The following is a 24,324-nucleotide window of genomic DNA, read 5'->3' on the forward strand; positions in this document are numbered from 1 at the left end:
CTCAAATAGGAAAGAAGAGTTAATGATTTCTACCTATTCTCAAATCTATTGTAGTCAAGTAATCCGAATTCGATCGGTTGATCTTGCTGGTACCAACGGTGAACACGGTCACTGAAAGACCAAAAATCGGGATTACTTCGGCGAATCGAGAAGGCATCCAATAACTTAACGTAGTCATCTTCGCTGCGCATATTTTTCAACATATTTACTAGGGCAGGGATTTGACTATCTTCAAGAGATAGGTACGCAGCAGGATAACTGCCGATCACTCCTCTGACTAAGGTCAGCGAATCATGAGCATAATCTCGATTGCTCTCCTCATCGAATAAGCTAGAGATGTTGGTATGCGCATTATTGTGCAATAACGTAAACAGTTGCTGATGGCCCTTATCGCTTTCAATCATCAGCATCATGATCTGCGGAATAGGGCGCAAGCCTTCACCTTGGATATGGCTGATTTGACGTAGCAATGCTTGGTTATCAGCACTAAAGCCTGTATTGACGATCTCATAGCGGTCCGTGAGAATGGGTTCGAGTTTATGCTGTAAAATATCGAACAACTCTTTCTTAGGATCGTTGGTGTGATAAGGAACTTGAGTAGGTTGATCAAACGGTTTCACATTACGCTGTAAGTAATCACTGAGCTGTGAGCTTTGGTTTTGGTACCAGCTTGATTGTTCTTTATGGCGCACATCACGTGGCAGTAGGGCAACAAAGTTGCTTTCACCCTCAAGACGCAAAAAGTCCATGAACATGCGAGTGATCAGTTGATGGCCAAAATTGCCGTATACATCAAATCCAGCCACCAATAAGTAGTGAATACGCTCTAGCAAGGCATAATCTAAAACCCATGCGGTTTTAGGTTGTTGGCCTACCATTCCGCGTACCACTGACGCACTATCGAAATGTCTAAAAATCGTCAGAGCTGCATTAGGGTTGGTGCCATTGCCTGTCCAGATAAGATTGGTATCTAGGTATTGACCATCTTTAAAAGTCTGGTTGATAAAGTCGGACTTAGCTTCTAAGTAGCGTGCTTGCTGACGCGAATAGGAAACCCAGTTAGTGATCGGTAACGTGTTACTTTCCAATTCGCTTGGCAGTTTGAGGTTATCTTGTTGAGCACGATAAAAGGCGTTGACCTCAGGTAAATCTGACTTGTCGGGATCTAAGAAGAAAACCCAGAAGTGATCATTGATAACATTCAATGCTAGTTGTCCGCGACAAACTGGGCCTTTGATAAAGGCAGAAATGGTGTTTTGCGCGTTATCGAGCATGAACTTAAAACGTGCTTTCACAGGTAGTGCAGTAAAAGCTGTCATCGGATTCGCGGCGACGTCAGCATCATAACTAGGCAATGTTTCTACCTGATAGTCATCGGAGAAAAACCAGCTTTGCCAGTGTCGCATGCGTTGTTCATTGAGAGCGAACGGCATATGCGTTTTATCAACGATAGTGCCTTGCTCAGGAATAAGACGGTAGTACACACGTGCCACTTGTGGGTCATCATAAGGGCGGCGAGTGGCGATACGCTTTACCGGCTGGCCTGGAGGAGTTGTCGAGCGAACTAAAGTGAAAAAGCGGGGCTTCGCGTCATCAAGTTCTGAAAAATAGAGATGAGACAAATACAGGTGCTCATAAACATAGCGTGCGACCAGTTGATGTTTATGACTATCACCATTAAATAGTGTCTCATAAACGTTGACTAGCGTTTGTTGTTCAAACGTCAGAGGAATCGCTTTATTCATTATGGCGCCATCATTTAGCCAATTGATTAGCGTAGAGTATTCCTGCTTAGAAAGGTTAGGCATACCATAAGGCATTCCCCAAGTTGGGTAATCATTTTGATATTGATCGAGTTCTTCAATGGTTGGGCATACTTGGTCACGATCGGTAGCAAAATCAAATCCTTCTAACTGCACTTGAGCGGGTAAAGGGTGTTCTTCTTTCTGTACTAACAAGCGAGCGACTAAACCGGCTTCAATGTTGGCGGTTGAGTTTTGATCACGCTCATTGAGTACTGGGTGAAAACCAAGTGCTCGCCACTGCTCAGTGGTGTCAGCATCTTCAAACAGACGTGTTGGTGTTGTGGCCGTTAAACGAGTGCCTTCATAGACGAGTGCTTTACTTGCGCCACGATCTATCCCTTCGACGGAACTCATTTTCAACTGGCATGGCGCATCATAACAGGCATGGCAAACGACACAGCGGTTATTGATGATGGGTTTTACGTCATCCAAAAATTGATTGCTGGCTTCGCTACCTATATCAGCTCGGCGTTCACGAACTTGAGGCTCACCAAATAATTGGTCGAAGTTTAAGCCAGCATAGGTGGCGCAGCCTGAAAAAATGGTGACCAGACAAAGAAGGAATATTTTACGTAAACTCATGGTATATCGTAGTAGTTTGAAGTTATCGTAAGTATAACGACTGATTATCAAACTGGTTAGTCATGAGATTACAACTGTTTAGTGTTTAAGCGAAAATGTAGGTTTTTTCTGACAAATTCACAATTTAGTTCACTGTTGATGCTTGATTATCATCTTGAAGTGGATTTTTTAGTATGAATCCGGTCAGGGCAATTAAAGCGCAGCTAATGGCTACCAGGCTAGAAAATAGAATCATTCTAAAACCAAAATATTGAGAGATAATTCCCATAGAACTCGTGCCAATCATTGTGCCAACGAGCATGGCGTTAGTGTAGATAGCTGAGGCTTTTCCAATACTGCCGGGAGAATAATCCTGCATAATGGTCACACCGAGACCGACAAAAATGCCGAAAAAGATGCCGTTCAATATTTGTAGGGCTAACAGTGCTGGCATTGTTTGTGCGTGCAACATGCCAATATAAAACAAGACAGCACTCATAAATCCCCAGCGTATTACCGCTGGTTTACCCCAGCGCTCAGCCCAATTGACCGCCATTAGCATCACCGGAATTTCTACCGCAGCGGTAAGGCCAAACAAAAAGCCAGGATAAGATGTTGGTAAATTAAGTTCACGAGTGACTAGCAGCGGCATACCATTGATATAAGTGCTGTTGCCAATATTTGCGAGTAATACAATTAAGGCCAGAAACCACACCTGCTTTGGTAATGAAGTATTGGCCGTTTTTTTCTGATTGCTTCTATTCGTTGTTGGCGTCTTTAGCGTTAAGGTAACGATGAGTAATACCAACAGCGCGAAACTAATAGATAGATAATAATTGGTGGTGAAGCCGAATTTATCAACGGATATAAAGGCCAGTGGTGGACCGAATATCCACAATAATGATACTGATGAGCGCATCTGTGAATTAATTTTGGCGCTATTTTGTCCGCTTGCATCGGCATAGTTTCTGACCATGGTCAGAATCAGTGGGATTGCACTCGAAGCAATTGGCATAGCGGTGCAACCAATTAAGAGAGCGTGCCAGAAGTTTTCAGCATATGAAAAGCCGATCGCGGAAACGATAATGCCGCACAACGCGAAACAAAACAGATGTTTACTGGAAACACCTCGGTCTATTAATCCGGTTAGTTTTTGGCTGACCATAATGGTGATGATCGACGTTAAAGTGGTGTAGATTCCTAAATAGGCGGGTGGGGTATTGAGTTCCGTTATGAGAAATAGGCTCATGACGGGTAACATAAACGCAAACGAAAGTGCGGTCACACAGTTGATCGCGAACAGCACGCCGCTTTGTCCGCTTAATAATGCACGAAGATTACCCAAGGGAATGCTCTCTGATTGTACCCGCGTAGGGCATAGTGACAAAGGTTATGAGAACGTCTAGTGTAAAGCTAAGTGGTTGTTTATTAGTTGATAAATTAGTTGGAACATTGAACTCAATCGCACAATAAAATGGCTCGGATAAATTCTTATTTTGTGCTCAGACGATAAAGAAAAAGGCCGCGAGGTGGCGCTCGCGGCAAAAATGGCATCGCTGCTACTCTAATGCCATCGTAATATCGTTAATCATGATTTGCGTGGCGGTGATTCCACTGGCAGAGATGTACCAAGCTTGTGGATTTAACTCCGTGATACGATTTTGCTTGCCGGCATTGGTCTGATTAATCAGTGCATTGCTAAAGCCTTGTTTTGCTGAGCCTGATTGACGACCGATTGCTTTATCTCTGTCGATCACCAATAGATAATCGGGGTTGGCTTCTGCGATAAATTCATAGCTGATCAAATCGCCATGAGCCGCAGTCACGTTATTGTTTACCACTTGTTTGAAACCAAATTCATCAAAAATGGCATTGTAACGAGAGCCCGCGCCAAAGGTTGTAATGTTGTCGCCATTGGCCATTACCATTAGTGCTCGAGCTTGTTTTGCGGAGGCGACATGAGCAATAGAGTTGATTTTGCTCTCGGTTGCCGTGATGATTTTCTCGATCTCCTCATTGCGCTGAAAAATATCCCCTATCATGCGCCATGCCAGCTGAGTCGTCGGCCAGAATCGACGTGAATCGACCATGAAAACAACGGTTGGCGCAATTTTAGATAATTCTTCGTAGGCTGAGGAACTGCGATTGCTGGCGATGATTAAATCAGGTTTTAAGGAATAAATTGTCTCAAAATCAGGCTCGTGCAACGTCCCGACGCTGGCATATTCTTGATCTTGATATTTGGATAGATACTCAGGCATAGGCCTTTTGACTACGCCGATAGGCTTAATTTCAAGATAATCGAGTACATCGAGTGCATCCATTCCAAGTACCACGATACGAGTTGGTTGAGTTGTCACTAAGGTTGAACCTAAAGGATGTTCGATAGTGATCGTCTCGCTGATAGCAAAAGGAGAGACCGCCATCAGGGCGGTCAATAGCCATATCTTGGCGGTGTTAAACATGGGCGGTACCTTTCTAAAACGCGTAGCTAAGGTTGAATCGAAGATCACGACCAGCAGATGCGTAGCCTTGTGCGACTTCACTACCAATAATGCCCATGTAAGAGCCATGATCGAAGTATTGCTTATCAAACACATTCTTCACAGAGAAAGTGAGAATGAGTTCTTCGTTGGTGATAGGCTGCCATTGCGCATAGAGGTCATGAACGCCGTAGCCAGGCTTTTCAGGATAGGTTGATTCATCCGCAACATCTGAAAGGCGCTCAACGAAGGTGGATGTCCAACCAAACTGCAGCGCTTGAGATACGGTATAGTTAAGATCAAGCACCCATGTGTCGCCGATTGAGGTACCCAATGTACTGTCACCATCACTCAAAGGAACGCCGTTGAGCTCCGGCTTCGATTGATTGTAGCCAAGCTGCGTTGAAAATTGGCCAACATGGCCGCCTACATAGGCGGTGACGCCAGTGGTAATGAGTTCACCAACGTTGGTGTAATGACCGCTGGTGGCATCTTTGTCGACGACATCTTTAATTCGGCTATCAAACACGGTGATTCCGGCAAAGAAGTTATCTTTCATTACGCGGGTACCAAACTCAAAGTTTTTTGCGCGCTCTGGTCCGCGATTAGGATCGTTTTCATACCAATCGATAATAAATAACTCTTTAGCGGTTTGGCCGCGAAAGGCTTCGGCATAATTAGCAAAAAGCACCACGCCAGAGGCCACTTCGTAATCGATAGCTACATTAGGGCTAAAGCCCGAGGATTCAAACTCTTGGTCGATGTTATCAGTGAGCTTATACCAATCGTAACGAGCACCAGCGCTTAGTAATACCGAGTCGCTAATCTGCCAATCATCTTGGATAAATAGGCCGTAGACTTTGCCTTTTTCATGGTCAAAGCGATTGCCATCCCAGTTGGTTTCAAATTCTGATTCATCATCGCGGTAGTCTGCCCCAATGATGACAGTATGCTGTTGCACTGTTGCCGTATTAAACAGTTTTCCGCCAAAGGTCTCGATGGTGCCATCGCTCGTGCCCCATCGAGGATTGTCGAGGTGCGCAATTCGTGAACGGGTATTGTACGCTGTTGCGTCAATCGCTATATAGTTTCCTTGCGTGTAGCGGTAGTTTAACGTCGCGGTTTTACGATCGGCTTCTTGTTCAAGCGGCGTATTTTTAAAGCTAGGTTGGAAGTGCGGTTTCGTTAGGCGCGTACCATCGTCATCACGAAAATCATACGCAAGAGAAAGGTAGTGATTGGGATTAATTTGCCCTGAAAGCTTAATCAGGCCAACGTGCTGCTCTGTGGCGGTATAGTCTTGTTCGTCGCCGTTGCCATCTTTGATGTTATCGCCATCGACATAGCCGTAGGTAGCGAGTAAGCCAAGCCCTTCAGTGACTTCGCCGTAAACGCTTGCTGAGTATTTTTGACCTTTGTTATTGGTGTAATAACCTGTTTTAACTTGTGCACCAAACTTATCGCCATTGTGCAGAAGATCGTGGGCATCTTTTGTTTTGAACTGGATTGCACCACCCAAAGCGCCAGGTCCATTGGTTGCACGGCCTGCACCGGCACTGATATCGACTTGTTTTAGCAGTTCAGGCTCAATCGATAAACGACCTTGATGGTGGAACAGATTACTTGTTTGCTGTGCGCCGTCAATCGTGACATTGAGCATGGTATCTTCAAGGCCACGGACATAAATTTTTTGACTGATCCCTGAAGAGCCGCCGACGGTAACTTCAGGATCGTTACGAAAGACATCGTTCAAATCACTCGCTTGACGTTGAGAAAGCTCTTCAGCGGTGATGATGGTATCAACCCCAATGAGCTGTTGTCCCGTGACTTCAATAACTTCTGTTTCTTGAGCGGATGTTGAAAATGCGATGAGGGCAATTGCCACTGGGCTTAACTTAAATACGGTATCCATTCCCGTAAACTCCTTGATTAAATGAGAATTATTATCGGTTGTGGATTTTGAAGATTTGCCCATATTGAGTAAATGACTTTTACAACTGTTACAAATCAATGCCCTGAACGCTATAAGGCTTTTATGTTTGTCATGCAAATAACCGGATAAACAGCTCTTTATCGCCTATTTAAGCTGTTTGTGAGTTATCGTGAAGTTGTTAAATCGGCACTCTTTTTAGCGATCTCATCTCATCATTTCAGGCGGGTAGTAGTACGACCATATCGAGCCCCTTACCTCTGCCATTTTTGGCCTCTACGGTGCCATTAACCGCTTCTATGTGGCGTTTAGCCAATGCCAACCCAACCCCAAAGCCTTTTCGAGCATCTTTCTGGTTATTGGCCTTAAAGAAAGGACGGAAGATGGTTTTGGTCAGTGAAGGGTCAAGCCCGGGGCCGGAATCTGAGATGGTAATGCTGATAGCGTGTTCTGAGTTGTCGGCTGTGATCATTAAAATTTCCCCTGCAGGCGTGTAACGCAGACCGTTACGAATGATGTTTTCTAACGCTTGAGAAAGGGCACGTTGATTCGAGTGAGTTAACATCATACTCGCGGGCATTTGACAGGAAATCGTCCGGTCTGGGTATTCAAATCGAGCATCTTCAATGATGGCATCAAGTAATTCAGTTAAATCGAAAGACTCTTGGCATAAGTTAGGGCGTTCGTTTTCTAACCACGCCAGAGTTAGGGTATCTTCCGCCATATGACGGATATTTTTAACCTCGGTGCGGATACGTTCAACCATAGTGTGAGAATCAATCTGGCTTTCCACGCAATCTGTTGCCATTTCAACTCGAGCGAGCGGAGTACGAATTTCATGGGACATCTCAGCAATTAGGTTGCGGTTGTGTTCTATGACGTTCTCGGTGCGTTCTGCCATCATGTCAAATGTCTTCGCGACCTGACTCATCTCGTCGTTACCCAGAGTAAGGTAATGGCTTACTCTCGCTTGATAGTTTCCTTGGCTAAAAGCATCGGTTGCTTTTTGAAAACTACGCAGAGGACGCATTACGTAACGATATAAGTAGATGGTTAAACTGAGTAGGGCAATAAATGGGATCACTAAGCGAAATAGCCAAAAAGCGTGAGACATATAACTGCCTGGGCGCATACGTTCGGGCAATATAATCAAAAAGTGATGATTACTGGGCGAGAGTGCCACTTCCATTATGGGATTGTCCGGGAAATCGAGATGGATTTTCCACTCTACATTCCGGCCAATGCCGTAGCCTGACCAAAAACGTTGATTGAGAGGATTGCCGCTTACCACGTCAATTTGCGATTTCACTACGGTCGCCCAGGTTTGTTCTTGGTTAGCGAGTTGCGTTAACCATTGGTTTAGGCCTTGCGTATCACCTTGTTCTATAAATTGTTGTGCAGTTTCTCCCCATTGAAGTATTTCTTGTTGGTGCTGTGTTTCGATGTAGCTCATTTTTTCATTGGAGAGCAATGCAGCGCTGTGCAGCAATGAAAAGAACATCACTCCGCCAAGAGAAAGAATGACAAATAAGCGCCAAAATAAAATCCGTTTCATTTGATGATGTATCCCTTGCCATGAACCGTTTGGATGCGTCCTTGCGCCATACCAAGCGAAGAAAGTTGCTTACGCACGCGGCTTAAATGCATATCAAGTGCCCGGTCATAAGGGCTAAATTCACGTTCTAAAACAGCTTGATAGAGAAAAGGTTTACTCTGTACTGCGCCTTTATGCTGTACCAGAGTCCAAAGTAATTTGAATTGTATCGGGGTGAGAACTAATTGCTCTTCACCATCATATTTGGTCACGGTGACTTGGTAGGATTGTTTGTCGAGCGTTAATTCTTGATAACTAAGGTAACGTGAGGAAGTTGGAGCGGCTAATTGCTGGGTTCGACGAAGCACTGCCTCTATTCTTAGTTTCACTTCTTCGAAATTGCATGGCTTGCTAATGTAATCATCTGCACCGTTGCGCAATCCTTTTATTCTATGTTCTTCTGCCCCATATGCGGTCAGCATAATGACGGGGGTTCGCGAGTGAGAACGTACGTATTTTAGTAAGCCAAAACCATCAATATTGGGCACGTTAACATCCAATAAGATCAAATCAAACTGACGCATTTTCAATAGAGTTAACGCTTGCGCACCACACTCCAGGTTGGTGACGGTGTAACTATTTGCTTGCAGCAGTGCGGTGAGCTGATGGTTGAGATTAAGATCATCCTCTACCAACAATATTGTTCGGGTAGACGTACTATCTTCGTGACTCAATGAAGAGCTTGTAACCGGGCTTGAGTGAAATGCATCAAACATCATAATTTACCTAAGTGAATATGATTCGCATTATCAATTATATTTAATTAACTTTCAATTTACTCAAAAGAATAGGTTATGTGAATGTAAGTTTTGCGTGTGAGATGACACCTTTGAGCAAATTTTTCATAAAAAAACCCGCGCTAGGCGGGTTGTACAGAGCTGGGGTTGGCGCTTATTTAAGCTTTTGAATAGTATCAACATCAATAGTGGTGGTTGTCCACTCTCCGTCGACTTCACCGCGAATCACAACAATATCTTGTGGAGTCACATCAACGCCCATCCAGTTGTCATCGTCGATTTCGATCTGAATTTCACCCGTTTTATCTTCAAACAAGTACATTTCATTACCTAAAGACTTGGTGATATTGCCCGTTAGGATGACAAAGCTATCGTCTTTTGCATTGAGAGCTTCATTTACCGCATTGATTGAGGCAACTTCAGGGCCGTTGAAAGCCGCGAAAGCAGAACTGGAAGCAAGTAATAAAGCAGAGAGTGTGAGCATTTTTTTCATTTTGATTTCTCTTATTATTCAGAAGTAATAGTTTAGAAGTATTAGTTTAGATGCATTAGTTTAGATGCATTAGTTTAGAAGTAATAGGTTGTGCCTAGGTTGAATGAGGCCGTATTGGCATAGTTATCTAGCTGATACTTAACATTTGCACCCACAGTTAATTGCGGTAGAACTGCGTATTCGGTACCGAGTGCAAACATTGCTCCAATCTCATTACTGTCTGATGAACGATGAAATAGGTTGTTGTCCATTTCGATGTCGTCGTTAGTAACCAGCTCGTATTCTTCAGATTTGCTTTCACTCGACTTGTACTGAGTATAGGTTAGACCGGCTTTAAGTTTAGTCGACCAGCGATCGTTTAAAGCATAGGTGAAAACAGGTGCAAGAGAGATCTGTTTTGCTTTTACTGATGAATCCCATTCCATTTCATGGTGATAATCTTTACCTCCCACGTTGGCGATACCTAGTTTTTTCGACTGGCTATCGTCAAGGTCAAATTGGCTGTAACCAAGCTCTACGGCCCATGAAGGGGAAACGGAGTAGCCAAGAAATACAGCCATGATGCCATCATCTGATTTGGGTTCGAGTTTGATGCCTTCAGCTTTGAAAGTGCTGTCAAAATCGGTATTGCTTGAACCAAAACCATATTCCAATCCAACATAGGGTGCTGCCGTTGCAGAAAAAGAACAGATAACGAGCAGACCGAGTAAACTTTTCTTCATGATTTCATTCTCTTAGTTATTGTGCGCATAGTATGCGTGCAAGAATGTGAAGCGTTCGTGAATAAAGAAGTGTAAGCCTTGTTGAGATAATCTGAAGAGGTGAAATTTATGCTTTCGCAAATAAACAGTCAGCAGATGAATGGGTTAGAAGTTCAAGCTAGATATAGATGTAAAAAAGGCCTAACCGTTAGGTTAAGCCTTTCGTTTTAAATCAATTCGCAATTATGCGTTTTTCAGCTCAGCAACTTTTGCTTCTGAAAGAGGCTTAGTCACAAGTGCTAGTACAATACACACAGCCATCATTACTGCAGAGATTGTGTAAGCTAGGCCGTAACCGTCACCGTTAGTCATTGAGAAACCAACAACTGCCGCGCCGATTGCACCACCAATACCCCATGATGTGTAAAGCACACCGTAGTTAGTACCGTAGTTTTTCAGGCCGTAGAACTCAGCGGTTAGAGTAGGGAATACCGCTAGTAGCGTACCGTAACCTACTGCTGCAACCGCAGTACCGATGATCAATGTTACTTCTGATTGGAACGTTGCGAACAGTACCATGTTGATACCTTGTAGAACGAACGCTAGAAGAAGAGTGCGAACACCACCAATCTTATCTGCAAGCATACCTGCACAAACACGGCCGCCTGAGTTAAAGATTGCTAGAAGCGATGCTAGGTAAACTGCGTTTGGCAGGTTAGCTTGCACGCTTGCGATTGTAGTGATGTTACCGATGATCATAAGACCAACTGACGCTGCAAGTGCGTACATGATCCACAGTGAGTAAAACTGTGGTGTTTTAAGCATTGCTTTCCAAGTTAGGTCTTCAGATTTCTTAACCGCTTTAGGTGCTTGGCCTTCTTTTAGTTTAGGCTCAGCTGGCGTGTAATCTGCCGCTGGGTTGTTGATGGTTGCCGCTAGAGGAACTGCAATCAACAAAATACCAACACCTAGGATCTTAAAGCTGGTTTGAATGCCCATGCTATCGATCAGTGCAGAAGTCACTGGTGCAAGGTAAATAGCAGCAAGGCCAAAACCTGCAGCGATTAGACCGTTAACCATACCTTTCTTCGACGGGTGGAACCATTTCATCGCTGAAGGTGAAAGACACGCGTAACCAAAACCGATACCAGCACCAGTAATTACACCGAAAGTGATGTTTAGCATCATTGGTGTATTAACAAAACCAGACGCGATCATGCCAAGGCCAGTAAGAACTGTACCTAGGATAAGGATCATGCGAGGACCCATACGGTCTTGAAGGATGCCTGCAACAAGAAGACAGATAGAGAAAGTGATAGTTGCTGTTGCGTATGGTGCAGATGCTTCTGCAGCACTCCAACCAGATTCAGTGACTAACGCTTTATTAAACACACTCCAAGCATACAGGATGCCAAGACAAAGGTTGATACAGAATCCTGCTAAAAGGATACGTGAAGCTTTATCAATCTTGCTCATATTCTTCTCATTTGTCCCCATTTCTGAGGATGGTTAACACTCGATATATTAAAAATAAGTTTGCGTTTATCAACATAAAGCGCAATGGGCGCGAATTATAACCAATTGAAGTGTGATTGGAATCTCTTTTTCTGCGATTCTTAAAATTAATTCTGTATGTTAATAATTTGGTGTTTATGTTGCTTCTTTGTGCTTTAAAGGCTGAGTGGAATTGGCTTGAATCCATCAACCAAACGAATGCATCCAAAAAGGAATAAGTTACTGTATTTATTTCTATATGAAGAGATATTAACTGGCGGTTAGCACTATTTGAAACCGGTTAGTTTTCTGTCAATTAAGGCTTATATCTCTTTGCAAGATAGATGACTGAGAGTAGCATGCGCGCCGAATTTGAAATTTTGGTAGTAATAATGAAAGCAAAAGCAGTAACAATGGCGGTGGTAACGGCGCTGAGCGTTTCGTCTCTAACGGGCTGTATGGGTCAAATGGCGACAACTGGACTTGTGTCGAAATTCAACCTTGAGATTGTCGACAACCGCTACGGTCGTGAAGGTGTATTCTTACTTCTATCACCAGTATATGGTTTGGCTGGTACGATTGACCTATTCATCTTCAACTCAATTGAATTTTGGACGGGTACTAACCCGGTATCGGGTCGTTCTCCAGCGGTTGTCGATACGCCAACCAAAAACTACATCAAAGTGAATGGTCAATTGGATCCTGCATTAACGGGCGTACCGCTAACCAGCACCAATAACATCGAGAATGCGACCATGTCGCAAATTGATGAAGACACCATGCAGATGGACATTACCTATATTGACGGCCAACACAAAGTGTTGCGCGGTGTCAAAGGCGCTGAAAGTGTAGACTTTTACTTGAATGATGAGTTAGTAACAACCGTTTCTAACCAAGAGTTGAGCGATTACATTACCTCAGCTCAAATCTAATTGAAGCGCTAGGATTTCAAGCCCTCAAAAATTGAGGGCTTTTTTGTGCCCGACGGAAAATGCCCAGCAAAGGTATGTGATGTCTGTCGTATAAACTCAATGGCGTAACGAATGATTACTGTATTTAGACTATATACAGGTAGGGAATAATTCCTATTCATATTGCTAAGTCTTATTTAGTGATCCGTTGTCTGTTGTTTTGGTGGCTGTTGTGTCTCGTTTTTTATCACTGCTTCTATTTGTTATTGCATCAGCATCTTCTGCTGAACAGACCGACCAGAGCGAAACTCTTATCATCGCTAACTCTAAAGCGTGGAAACCATTTTCATTTATCAACAGTAGCGGTCAACCTGCAGGAATACTGATTGACTATTGGCGTGAGTATTCTCGTGTCACAGGGCAGCCCGTTGAATTTTTATTACTCGATTGGGCCGATTCGCTTAAAGCGGTGGCTGATGGGCGTGCCGATTTCCATGCAGGCTTATTACTGTCGAAAGAGCGAGACCGATATTTAGATTTTAGCCAACCTATTCTGACCATTGACACCCAGCTATTTGTTAATAAGACAATGCTTAGTTATGAAATTTCAGAACTCATAACGGGAGAGCATAACTTTACACTTGGCGTGGTTGAAGGCGGATTTGAACAAGAATATGCGAGTAAGAACTTTCCCAAATTGGCGACAGTCAACTATTCCAACAACCAAGAACTGATCAAAGCCGCTTTTGAAGGGCGTATCGATGCTTTTGTCGCTGATCTCCAAGTGGCCAATTTCTATTTTCAAAGCGTCGGGCGAAGTGATCAATTCGCTAGTGTTTTTCACCTCTATTCTGGAATCGTGAGGCCCGCAGTAGCGGAAGGCAATGGAGGAATGCTACTTAAAATAGCGGAAGGCATGAGCCAAATCAGTGAAGAAGATAAGCATCGTATATTTAATCGTTGGATGTACATCGAAACTGTTTACCCTAATTATTTAATGCCGCTGCTGCTTATGTTGATGATTATCGCGATCATCAGCTACATGATTATGTTGAGAATGGCGGTAAAAGCAAAAACGCGACAATTAGAGAAGGCCAATAGCGAACTAAGATGTTTGTCTGAAACAGACCAACTGACAGGGTTGAGTAATCGACGCCACTTTTATCAAGAGTTTAGTAAGACGGTGGCTCAAGGTAGTAGCGTGAGTGTATTGCTGTTTGATATTGATGACTTTAAAACGATTAATGATACCTACGGCCATCAGGTTGGTGATGTCGTGATTCAACAAGTCGGTAAAGCGGTGAAACAAGTCTCAAAAAGCTCGTATTTGATCGGCCGAATAGGTGGCGAGGAATTTGCTGCGGTTTGTCGCAACAGTACGGTTGAAGAAGCCTCGTACTACGCGGAAGCACTGTGTGATGTTGTACGTCAACTTAAAGTATTTGATGATGCCCAACATGTAACGATAAGCCTCGGCTGTGCTTACTATAAGAAGAGTAGTGAGGCGATCTCACTTTCAGAGGCAGACAGATTAATGTATCAAGCGAAGATGAAAGGAAAAGATCAAGTTGTGATGGAAATTGTAGAGCAGGGCAGTGATTCATTAAAACCAATAACGCAATAGCTCAACTCACCGATGACTTACCAGATTGTGCTTTTAACCAGCAAGGTGAACAAATACCAAGCAAACAAACCTAAGTTAGATAAAAATAGCTTTCATTTTCAATTATCTGTGGCATATTAACTACGTCTTCGAGACACAGTGTGCGTACTTCGTATAATGGCTATTACCTCAGCCTTCCAAGCTGATGATGCGGGTTCGATTCCCGCAGTACGCTCCAATCCTTTCTAAAGTTTTACCAATCCCAAGTTATTGAAAATAAAACGCTTAACAGCGTGTTTTTTCGTATCTGTCGTTTGGAATAGTAATCCTAGTTATTCTTTTTTCTTTGCTGAGACCATATTGAGACTAGCGCTATTTACGTTAAGTTCATTTGGTATGGTCCCAAATTATCAGCTCAATATTAGAAATGCTAATCCGCTAAACGTAACACCTTCTTTTGTTACACTTACAATCAAAGCCAAAATGTAATTTCTACTAATTAGTATTTTGTAGCAGATTGCTTTCGAATGTTAATTCCCAAACTACAAGACCTGACCCCGTGCGTTTTCGTAATGTGTTTAGAGCACGGTAAATCTTCATAAGAAAAATTGGGGCAACAGGTTGTTCGCTAAAATCAGGCTCGCTTGTTCGTAAAACAAGCCGTCTCTCAATTTTGCAACAGCCTGTTGCACAAATCAGTCAAAATCAAAAATGCCCCAAAGCTTCTTAGAGTAGAAGTTCGTAACATACTTATTAACGTGTGTTTCCCCTACCAAATATTATCCGAACGAGTTGATAAATCAGCATTACCGTTATTAGGAGACATCTTGCAGCCTAACTTTCCTTCACTTGACTTAACCTATTGATTGTTAATTAATTGAACTGATATGAGAAAGGCTGCATTATAGAGGGGCGAAAGACGACAATTTTTCGGCTAATAAGCGGTATGTGTATAGAGGAACTAACAAATTGATCGCAAACAGTATTTGTCCTTATTGTTCAGTCGCAATGGTAAAAGGCGAGAATTTGCTCAACAGTCGTTCTGTAGAGCATCTTGTTCCAAATACAACTTTATCGCGAAAGAGAAACAACGGAGAGGGTGACTTCTATGCCTGTCGTAAGTGCAATTCTGAAAAAGGTACATTGGATGAAATATTTGGTCTGATTGCCCGATGCCAATCCAGTGACAGTGAGCTAGCTGTAAAAGCACTAGTTCGTGCTTTTACTAAACGTAAGAACGTGCCTAACCGTCTTTGGGAAATGTATGATAGTGCTGTAGAGGTAGGTGACCACGTTGAAGCTAAAATGCCAGTTTATGGCCAAGAGTTGATCGACTATGCAACGTTTTTTGGTAAGGGTTTGTTTTTCCTAAAGCATCAACGAGTATTCAGCGAAAAGCGAGACGTTATGCATATTCGCTTCTTCAATAAACAGGTTCATTCAAGTTTTGCGCAAAATTATGGGAACAAGTTTTCTAGCAATCCCATCAAAGACCTAGAATCCAACTCAAAATCATGGGTTGTCGCAGAAGATGAGTGTGTTGTCTGGTCAAAAAACAGAAGCCATCTCATTATATTTCATCACTTTATCTCTTTTGGTATTAGGTTCAAAACTCGTAATCACAAGACAGTCATGAAAAAGAAAGAGCTAGAAAATAGTATTTTGGAAACCTTTGGGTAATACACATACAAGCAATTCAAGCAGATTCCCAACGCTTGGCATTTTCAGCTCCGTGTTGGGTTTTGTGTTTACGGTGGTAAGGTTTAGGTTTGGTGGTAGCGTTGCTTATACCTTAACAGGACTACATGGATATTTTGGAGAGAAAGTTGAGCAATAGAAGATCTTCTGAGGGTGACGAAACTTGGTTTCGTTTACTAAATTGGACAAAGGGGCAGAAAGCAGCAGAAAGAATTTCAGCTCATATCCTTAAATCTGAGCAATACCACTCAGTTGACCCTTCTCACCCCTTAGGTGGTCGGGATGGAGGGAAAGACATTTTATGTGCCAAAAACTCAAAGAAATATGTTGGTGCGGTATATTTCCCTCGAGGTCAAAAGTCGTTCAGCGAAATAAAGAGTAAATTTGATGGCGATGCTCTTGGTGTAATAAAAAATAAAGCTGATGGAATTGTATTTATTACGAATCAAGAGCTCTCATTATCTCAGCGCCACACATTAGACGAATCTGTTAATTTTGAGGTGACGGTATATCACTTGGAAAGAGTGAGTAGCATCCTTGATCAACCTTCTAATTATGGAGTTAGATTAGAGTATCTTGATGTTGAGTTAACAAAAGAAGAGCAATTAGCTTTCTTTGCACAACAGGAGCATAAGCTTAATTTCTACACTGAAAAATTAGAACTATTAGCCGCTGATTATAGTGAGTTTAAAAATTACACGTTGAACATGCATGAGCATGACTACGACCGTAGTGTTGATGAAATACTGATTGAACTAGACGATATGATCCAAAAGGTTTGGTATAACCGTCATTTAAATTTGCGTTATAAAGTTGAATTTCTTGGTGAGAAAGTCGCCCCTGAAATCTGGGAAGGTGCACTCGCCTCAGCTAAAAAAGTTGAAGATAAATTTGGAAAAGAAAATCTCGGTTGGGATGATTTTGAATGGGGAATGCTAAATGGGAAAGTATCCGCATTACGTTGGGTGCTTGGTGAAGAATGGGATATGCTAGATACGTAGTGCTAACAAGTGGCAATCAAGGTGCTGCGTTACACTCGGCGGTTTTGGTTCGGAGTCTGGTGTTCTTGGCTGGTTCAGTGGGGTATATAGCTATCTAGGAGAAAATATGCAGTTCTGGATTTATGATGAAACAAATGGTGATACATGTGAGGGGGCAACTATTGGTGCTTCGATGTATGACTTCTCTACGGACTTGTTTGAAGGGTGTAAGTACAATGCTCATATTGCTAAAAATTCCGACAAAATCTACCAAATTCGTTCTGCTAATATGTCTTGTATTTTGTTTTCAATTTCAGCAATTGAAGCAAAGCTAAATGAACTGATCAGTATGTATGCATCTATTGGTGACGAAGACTCAATATGGAAACAAGTTCAGGAAAAATACTCGCGTAAATCGACAGCCGAAAAGTGGAATATGATCGTCAAGGTTACTGATGGAAAATGCTGGGAGCACACCAAAGAACCTTTTAAATCATTTAACATGGTAAAAGCACTACGTAACGAACTTGTTCATTACAAGGGTGAGTTGCTAGAAAAGGACCAAGCACCAAACAAAAAAGTACAAGAAATAATGACTGAATTAGGTGTAAAGTCTAAAGCGTCCTTCATGGAAGATGACTGCTCTTCATGGGTAAGTGATTTGATTAACTGCAAGGAATTGGCTCCATTGGTCATAAGGTATATCACCCCAATATATGAAAATATGAACATATATCTATCGCATGAAGTATTTAAGTCCGAGAGCTAACAATCATTTAAGGTTTCAAGATACTTTTTCTAATCTGGCGTAAGTCGTTTAGAGCAATCCCGCTAAACGATTTTTGTCCAGAACCTTTATGGGGCGCTTTTGGGCTCAGAAATGTCACTTTTCATGCCCGTATGCCCAATCTCATGAATCACTCACAGGTGGTTTGACCTACTTTTTCTTATCTGTGTATTGTCTAGATAACCGGGGCTGACTAGAGCGCTTAGCGCGGATTTGCTTTGCATTCACTTTAAAGACCGAAATCGCATAAAAATCAGCTATCGGTGAGCAAATGGGGCTCTACCAAGCGCCTAATATTCACCTTGGCTCCAAGGCGAGATGCCAGTAGGTACATGCCTCCTATCTTGCGGTGGAGAAATAGGGCATCGGCTGGAGGTGTATGCCAATACTCTTGCTCCATACTGAGTATGGTTCCTGCTTCACGAAGCCTTTGTGCTAAACCACTGGCTTTGAAGTCGTAATCTTCATCAACAAGCATGGGTTCACATGCTATTTTTACTAAGTTGAGAATGGCTTGGCGTTGGTCTGGGAGAATGGTCTCGCTAAAATATCCAATTTGCTCTAGGGCTTTGTTTAGTCCCTGCTCATCATGATTAACTACAGATGTGAAAGCCAAACGATAACCATCACTGAATCGATCGCTGTATTCACGAGTAGCGCCAAAATCCAATAAGCCAATTTGACGTGTTTGCTCTAAATACAAGTAATTAGCGAAGTTGGGATCGGTTTGCACCATTTTGAAGTCAAACAGCTCTTTGAACATTAGCTCAAGCAGGCTTTGCATGACAAAATCGCGTGTCTGTTGGTCGTCATTTTCTATTTTTTCGATAGAACAGCCTTCGATGAAATCCATCGCTAGCACCGATTCGGATGAGCTTTGTAGGTAAACTTTGGGAACCACAAAGTGAGAACTTCCATTTAGTACATTGTAATATCGAGTCGCGTAATCTGCCTCTCGAGCATAATCGGCTTCATCGTGTAGTTGTTTTTTTGCTTCTTCCAACAAACTTTTGTAATCGACCGATTCTGGAATCAAGCCAACAATTTTGAGCAGAGTACCGACATTATTCACATCGCTATCGATACTTTTTCTGATCCCTGGATACTGAACTTTGACGGCCAATTTATCACCGGCATCGCTGTAGGCTTGGTGAACTTGACCGATGGATGCACTGGCGATGGGTTTGAAGTTGAAGGAGATAAACTCTGCTTTCCAGTTTGTTCCGAGTGAATTTTCTAACACTTGGTTGAGCTGCTTGGCTGGCAGTGGGTCGGCGTCTGAACGCAGGCGAGCGAGAATGTTGGCTAACTCGGGTTCAAGAATATCACCTGCATCCATCGACAGCATTTGACCGAGTTTCATCGCTGCGCCGCGTAAATGCGCCAGTTGATCGGTGAGTCGGGCAATATTTTGGGGTGTTAATAGCAAGTCTTTTGCTTTGGGTTTGTTTCCTTGCGCGAGCTGTTTCGTGCCTTCTGTGATGACACTTCCGGCTACTCGAGTCGCGAGCGATGCGAACTTACTGAATCTTGAAAAGCGATGGGTAGGTAGACTTCTTTCTTTTGTCGACATAAAGGCTCTCTTTGGGTATCAAGGTTCATTACAAAGTTCCATGCTTGCTAGTGTATACCTAAACCCAGCAGTAGCTTTCCTAAAACATACAAAATGGTATTGGCTGCGTCCGTATCAATCTGAGGGTAGTCTAAAAAGGCTCTACTATAGATTGTTTGTAATGTTTTCTCGGTATCATGTTTGGCAAGCGCTAGTATCTCTTTCTAGCACAATGTGTACATCCCTTAGTAAAAACTTCGTCAGTGGAGCTATTGATTTACTTTATTTTTTTGTCGTCTCAATTTGTACGCAATCCCCGATTAGGTGGATCATTTTACTCAGTTATCCGACCCTATAATTATGGGCTTTCGCTATAGAGATCAGCGGGCGTCATGTCATGCCATATAGAGGGGCATAGTGAATTTGGCCTGACATCTAGAAAATAGATAATTTAGTCTTCAACAATTGGCATCATAATTCCCATCATATGAAATAAATTGCAAAAGCGCTTAACGGCGTGTTTTTGCGTATCTTTCGTTTTGAATAGTAATCAAATCGGTTTGTGAACTGCTTTTTTTAACCGAATTTTCGTGTCCTTACCTTGCGTACTACAACCAAACAACACCATTGAGTTAATCATAGCAATGATGGGATTTATGATTATAATTCGCTCGTTAAGAATATGAGCCGTTCCTATTCTGTTAAATGGTTGTACCTGATTTATGTTTCAATATATTACGTCTATTCCTGCTGGCATCGCCTTGAGTATTGCAATTGTTGCCGAGGTGATAGCAACTTCATTCATACCGAAAACTGAACAATTTACCAAGCTTTCACCGAGTTTAATTGTTCTTTTCGGCTATGGCGTTGCGTTCTTTCTGCTATCGGTTACGGTCAAAACAATGCCTGTCGGCATTGTATACGCAATCTGGAGTGGGGCTGGTATCGTACTTGTGGCAACCGTTAGCTACTTTCTCTATGGCCAAAAGCTTGATTTACCGGCGGTAATTGGTCTTGCGTTTATTATTTCAGGAGTATTGATCGTTAATTTGCTATCTAAATCAGTCGGTCACTAACCCATTGTAATATCAAGTAAACAGTTTGCATTATATGCAGCTTAAGAGTCCGTTAAGGTGTCGTTCTCGATATTATCGACAATAAGCCCGTCTAGTCAGACGGGCTTTGATTATCTTTGATGTGTTTGAGTGAGGCGCTAATTAACTGGATAGGCTGCCCCTTTTATCAATTGGGATATCCAATATCAATTAGGATATTCAATCCAACTCTTACCATCTAATGATACGTAGTATTTACCATTCACTTCTATCACGGTGGAACCAGAGTTCTGCGCGACAACTTTAGTCTCAGGCAAATTGGCGGTTAAGTTTTCAGGATCAAACTGTTTAACTTGATAGATATTTTTATCCAGAATATTGGCAATTAATTGTGATAGCGCCAAATAGCTGGAAGGTGCTTCTACATGTTTGGTTTCGCCTTGGCGTTGGATATCTTTACCAAAAATCTTCAAGCCGACAGGGGTATGGATGATCGTTGGGGCAGGGATCTCACGCATGCCGGATATTTGCATCCGATCTCCCCGCATTCCCGCGCCATGTTCAGGGACCAGTGCGACAACGATGTTCCTTCCTGATGCTTCTAAGGTTTTAAAGAACGCGTACAAATCGTCTAGTAAATTTTTGAGGCGCTTTTTGTAACTCACCATCGACGTGGTTGAGTTGGCGTTGATGATTCGGTTTCCGTCGTGCAGTGAGATTGAGTTGTATAGCGTGAAAATTTTGTCGTCGTCGCTTTTTAGTCGCTCTTGCCACCAGTTATCGAGAACTTGTTTATCGCGAAAGATGTTTGAGCCGTCAAATGACTTTTGGTAAGGCGTGAAGCCTTGTTGTGACATTAAGTCTGCTTGTATATCACCATCTTTTTTAATTAGCTCTAAAAAGCTATCAAATACGCCGTTGTGGTTCATGACCAAATTTTCACCAAAGCCTAATTGTTTGAGATCATCGAACAAGTAGCACTGTTTGTTTGGTGCAGGAGCGAATAATTGGCTATGTTCTGGCTGGCCGCAACTTGCTCTTAATAAACGGATCACAGCAGGCCCACTGTAAGAGGTGGCAGAGCTAAAGTTGTCGAACATAATGTCGAACTCTTTAAACAGTGGATGATTTTCGAGTCCTGCAATTTCGATATCATCCCAAGCGACCGAGCAAATACTCAGTAGTAGTAAATCAAAGGGTGCATCTTGTGCGGTTTGACGATTGAAATCGACCTTTCGTGATGCCTCTTGAGCAAAAAATTCTGCGGTTAGAGCATTAAGCGTGTTGTCGTTGATTTCAGCAACGGATACAGGTGCGTTGTCGGTAACTTGTACTTCTGATTGTTCGGCTTCTTTGTTCTCGGTGATCGATTCAGGCTTGGATGTAGTGATACTTGGAAAGCTGATATAGCACATCGCAATGACAACCAGTACGGATACACGTAGGTACTTGCTGAGGATTGCGTAAGCCGCACAAATGACAAACAGCGCTATCACTGCATGAGGCGTGACAAAGCGCCCAAGCAGTTCGATTAGATAGCTTAATTCGAACTGCATTAATTGCCCAGCTTGCGCCCACAATCGCTCGAGAGGGGGTAAGTAAGAGTCAAAATGCAGCAACCATACTGCGATAAACGCGGCCAGAACATGACGGGTACGATTAAGCCCCTTGCTCTTAATTGGTAGCAAAATAGCGAATAATAATGCGAAGTTATACAGAGGGTGAAAATCGATCACCCCTTGTGAAAATAGGGCGATTTTGATGATGAAATAGATGTTCCACCAACCCAATCCGATTGACGGTATGGAGTTCGCAAGCGTTTTCGATGTCATGGGTTATTCTTCTTGTTTTGTGTCAAGTTCAAAATAGGCAGAGCGTTTAAATCGTTTTGTATAAAGGGTGCGAAGTGCGTGCAACATATCTCGTAGGAAAAACCCAATAACGATACCAACAAATAAGCTAATACCGACTGTGAGCAAGAAATCGTTGATGTTCATAGTTATCCTTTTAGCGCGATCGTTTTTTTGATGGCAAAGAGAGTTGGTACATCCGTTATCGCTGGGTTCTGTTCGGGAAAAATTTGCGTCTCAGTCGTCAGATCCGTGACTTCTTTTGAGATCAAAGCTTCATCCTCTAGGATGTATTTTAGTTCAGAGTCAATGTCATACTGAGTTTCAAATGTACGCATTGAGTGAAACAAATCGCGAACGGGGAATTCGAAAATATTGTTTAATGCAATATCAATGTCGCTGTGACGTATGGCGCTGAATAACACATACAGAGCTTTTTGCGTGGCGGTAACCACATCACCATCGCGCTTAACGTGGCAAAGTCGTAGACATTCCTCTGCTTGCATCCCTGGTAAAAAAGTGAGTTTTATTAAGGCAAAGTTGACCTTTGATTGTGCCGAAACTGAAATTACATCATTGCAGTAGCGGGTAAACTCTTTACCGCGTAGATAGCCTTTACTGCCAAATGATAAGTCGTATTTGGTTAAAGCGTCTAGGCTCGAAGGAATAGGGCGCGTTAACAATTGCCCTTGAATGGCTTCTACTTGAGTCATAAAGCGCATTGGGGGGACTTGGACAGGACAAATAAGATTGACTCCTGATCGCAGTAGGTATTTTTCATCGGCATAGCGCAAACATTGCTGCGTTTCTCTAATGATGATCTTTAATTGTGAGCCAGCTTTTACCCTCATTTGGTAACAAGCGATAGCGAGTTGCTGTACTTCTTCTTGGCTTGAACAGCTAAAAATGATGGTTGATGCTCTAGGGCTATCTAATAGGCCAATTAAATGCTGATTACTCTCGGCAACATGCATATTTGGAGGGGCTTTTGACGTATCACCTAAAGCCGCTCTTACGATATAGACACGCTCGCTATCAGACTTATCCTCACTTAACGGTTGAATAGGGCTATGGTTGTGTTGGCTAGCTAACAGAGATGCCTCATTCTGACGAGTTAATACAAATTCTTGTGCAGCGATGACGCCATGGCGATTAGACCAAAAGTCAATCCAATAGCTAAAGCGCGATTCATCAAGAGCGGTCATGCTTGCTAGCCCTGCAAGTGTACGATTGTGAGTTAACAGTTTAGGTTTTAGAACTGAGGTGGCTAAATGACCAAAAATACACAGGTTTAATTTGGTTTTCGTTTTGCTAGCGAAAGCGGCTAAGTTGCTTAGAAATGTGTCTATTTCTTCATCACTGTAGTGGGCAAGTGATGCGTCGGAAAGCAATAAAATGACATGTGTTTGTGGTGGGACATTGATCGCTTGGATGTCTTTCGTTAAAGCGATAGGACTGATCGCTTTTTTTTGACTTCTCTCGTTAATAAAATACCTTGAGCTGAAATAATGATTTTGTAAGGCATTGAACGTTGCGGTTTGAGTGGTATCAAGTCCCGATAGAATCGACTGTTTGTCGATGCAGCTGAGTAGAATGTTTGTTTGTTTTTTATTCAAAACATTTAAAAGAAACTCAATTGTCATGTGCTTGTTAGTAAATAAATTGACATAGGTAGACTTATTTTCTAACTCACTGGTCGCTGCCGGTAATCCGATTGTTGATGACATGATAATTGCCTTTCTTTCAGTGATTTAATGTGGTTTTTTGCGCCATAATCCAGACGCTTATGCTTGTTTGTTCTGAAATTCTAGTCGATTATGACAAAAAAATGACGTGCAGATATTAAACCAATTTGATCAAAAGTAAAATTACATATAGCATTGTTGTCCTTGATGTTTATAAGCAAATTTCGTGTTCTCATCGGGTGTATTGATTATGTCGGTGAATGAGATTTTAGCTTATATGTCGTAAACGGATAATTACAACTTACTTTCAAACTCAGTTCTGAAAAACATCACTTAAGGAGACACAGCACGAATATGCAATGTTTTACATTGTGATATCGAATCGTGTTGTATCGCTTTGGATGC

General features: G+C 42.5%; 19 protein-coding genes, 1 tRNA gene and 1 pseudogene. 7 read left to right on the top strand and 14 right to left on the bottom strand.

All coding sequences use genetic code 11. From position 1 onward, the window contains the following. Positions 1-29: 29 nt before the first annotated feature. The 9 genes from RH88_RS17335 to RH88_RS17375 all read right to left on the bottom strand — a co-directional run bounded on the left by RH88_RS17335 (position 30) and on the right by RH88_RS17375 (position 11,780). The gene (locus RH88_RS17335) at positions 30-2,387 is read right to left on the bottom strand and encodes a fatty acid cis/trans isomerase (RefSeq protein ID WP_005598441.1); all 2,358 of its coding nucleotides are present in this window, start codon (positions 2,385-2,387) and stop codon (positions 30-32) included. Positions 2,388-2,511: 124 nt separating this feature from the next. Further along, entirely contained in the window at positions 2,512-3,711 is a 1,200-nt protein-coding gene (locus RH88_RS17340; RefSeq protein ID WP_005598443.1) for a sugar efflux transporter, read from the bottom strand. 214 nt (positions 3,712-3,925) lie between these two features. Then, positions 3,926-4,831 (bottom strand): siderophore ABC transporter substrate-binding protein, encoded by a 906-nt coding sequence (locus RH88_RS17345; RefSeq protein ID WP_005598445.1) that lies wholly within the window; start codon positions 4,829-4,831, stop codon positions 3,926-3,928. A gap of 13 nt (positions 4,832-4,844) precedes the next feature. Further along, positions 4,845-6,761 carry a TonB-dependent receptor domain-containing protein gene (locus RH88_RS17350; protein ID WP_005598447.1) on the bottom strand — a complete coding sequence of 639 codons (1,917 nt, stop codon included), beginning with the start codon at positions 6,759-6,761 and terminating at the stop codon, positions 4,845-4,847. A gap of 238 nt (positions 6,762-6,999) precedes the next feature. Next, positions 7,000-8,334, bottom strand: a complete 1,335-nt coding sequence (locus tag RH88_RS17355; protein WP_005598449.1) for a HAMP domain-containing sensor histidine kinase — start codon at positions 8,332-8,334, stop codon at positions 7,000-7,002. Further along, positions 8,331-9,089 (bottom strand): response regulator transcription factor, encoded by a 759-nt coding sequence (locus RH88_RS17360; protein WP_005598451.1) that lies wholly within the window; start codon positions 9,087-9,089, stop codon positions 8,331-8,333. Before RH88_RS17360 ends, RH88_RS17355 begins: the two co-directional genes overlap by 4 nt. A 175-nt stretch (positions 9,090-9,264) precedes the next feature. Next, complete coding sequence (locus RH88_RS17365; protein ID WP_005598453.1) at positions 9,265-9,603, bottom strand: YgiW/YdeI family stress tolerance OB fold protein; 339 nt, start codon at positions 9,601-9,603, stop codon at positions 9,265-9,267. A 74-nt stretch (positions 9,604-9,677) separates the two neighbouring features. Beyond that, positions 9,678-10,325 carry an AcfA family outer membrane beta-barrel protein gene (locus RH88_RS17370; protein ID WP_005598454.1) on the bottom strand — a complete coding sequence of 216 codons (648 nt, stop codon included), beginning with the start codon at positions 10,323-10,325 and terminating at the stop codon, positions 9,678-9,680. Between the two features lie 222 nt (positions 10,326-10,547). Then, a complete protein-coding gene (locus RH88_RS17375; RefSeq protein ID WP_005598456.1) occupies positions 10,548-11,780 on the bottom strand; it encodes an L-lactate MFS transporter in 1,233 nt (410 codons plus the stop codon). Between the two features lie 410 nt (positions 11,781-12,190). On the opposite strand from RH88_RS17375, the gene RH88_RS17380 reads away from it, so the two are divergent. The 6 genes from RH88_RS17380 (at position 12,191) to RH88_RS17405 (ending at position 17,759) form a co-directional block, all read left to right on the top strand. Further along, positions 12,191-12,730 (top strand): DUF3332 domain-containing protein, encoded by a 540-nt coding sequence (locus tag RH88_RS17380; RefSeq protein WP_174269665.1) that lies wholly within the window; start codon positions 12,191-12,193, stop codon positions 12,728-12,730. Between the two features lie 211 nt (positions 12,731-12,941). Continuing rightward, positions 12,942-14,333, top strand: coding sequence for a sensor domain-containing diguanylate cyclase (locus tag RH88_RS17385; RefSeq protein WP_005598460.1), 1,392 nt, complete (start codon positions 12,942-12,944; stop codon positions 14,331-14,333). Between the two features lie 142 nt (positions 14,334-14,475). Continuing rightward, positions 14,476-14,550: transfer RNA gene (locus RH88_RS17390), tRNA-Gly, on the top strand. A gap of 731 nt (positions 14,551-15,281) precedes the next feature. Continuing rightward, on the top strand, positions 15,282-15,992 hold the full coding sequence (locus RH88_RS17395; RefSeq protein WP_005598461.1) for a hypothetical protein: 711 nt from the start codon (positions 15,282-15,284) through the stop codon (positions 15,990-15,992). A 125-nt stretch (positions 15,993-16,117) separates the two neighbouring features. Then, positions 16,118-17,011 (top strand): hypothetical protein, encoded by an 894-nt coding sequence (locus tag RH88_RS17400; protein ID WP_138944304.1) that lies wholly within the window; start codon positions 16,118-16,120, stop codon positions 17,009-17,011. Positions 17,012-17,117: 106 nt separating this feature from the next. Then, on the top strand, positions 17,118-17,759 hold the full coding sequence (locus RH88_RS17405) for a hypothetical protein (protein WP_005598465.1): 642 nt from the start codon (positions 17,118-17,120) through the stop codon (positions 17,757-17,759). A gap of 271 nt (positions 17,760-18,030) precedes the next feature. Here the strand turns inward: RH88_RS17405 and RH88_RS17410 are convergent, their stop codons facing one another. Together RH88_RS17410 and RH88_RS23965 are read right to left on the bottom strand one after the other, a co-directional pair. Further along, the gene (locus RH88_RS17410; protein ID WP_005598467.1) at positions 18,031-19,350 is read right to left on the bottom strand and encodes an ABC1 kinase family protein; all 1,320 of its coding nucleotides are present in this window, start codon (positions 19,348-19,350) and stop codon (positions 18,031-18,033) included. Between the two features lie 53 nt (positions 19,351-19,403). Next, a pseudogene (locus RH88_RS23965) lies at positions 19,404-19,547 on the bottom strand (DUF393 domain-containing protein); the annotation flags it as partial. 504 nt (positions 19,548-20,051) lie between these two features. Between RH88_RS23965 and RH88_RS17415 the strand changes: the two are divergent. Continuing rightward, a complete protein-coding gene (locus RH88_RS17415; protein ID WP_005598469.1) occupies positions 20,052-20,405 on the top strand; it encodes a DMT family transporter in 354 nt (117 codons plus the stop codon). 185 nt (positions 20,406-20,590) lie between these two features. Here RH88_RS17415 and bcsG read toward each other — a convergent pair whose 3' ends face one another. The 3 genes from bcsG to bcsE are packed head-to-tail and all read right to left on the bottom strand — an operon-like array spanning position 20,591 to position 23,961. Beyond that, the gene (gene bcsG, locus RH88_RS17420; RefSeq protein ID WP_005598471.1) at positions 20,591-22,216 is read right to left on the bottom strand and encodes a cellulose biosynthesis protein BcsG; all 1,626 of its coding nucleotides are present in this window, start codon (positions 22,214-22,216) and stop codon (positions 20,591-20,593) included. A 3-nt stretch (positions 22,217-22,219) separates the two neighbouring features. Beyond that, complete coding sequence (locus tag RH88_RS23755; protein ID WP_005598475.1) at positions 22,220-22,381, bottom strand: hypothetical protein; 162 nt, start codon at positions 22,379-22,381, stop codon at positions 22,220-22,222. A 2-nt stretch (positions 22,382-22,383) separates the two neighbouring features. Then, the gene (gene bcsE / locus RH88_RS17425; protein WP_005598478.1) at positions 22,384-23,961 is read right to left on the bottom strand and encodes a cellulose biosynthesis protein BcsE; all 1,578 of its coding nucleotides are present in this window, start codon (positions 23,959-23,961) and stop codon (positions 22,384-22,386) included. Positions 23,962-24,324: the final 363 nt, after the last annotated feature.

Source organism: Vibrio scophthalmi LMG 19158 (assembly GCF_000222585.1).
Lineage (GTDB): Bacteria > Pseudomonadota > Gammaproteobacteria > Enterobacterales > Vibrionaceae > Vibrio > Vibrio scophthalmi.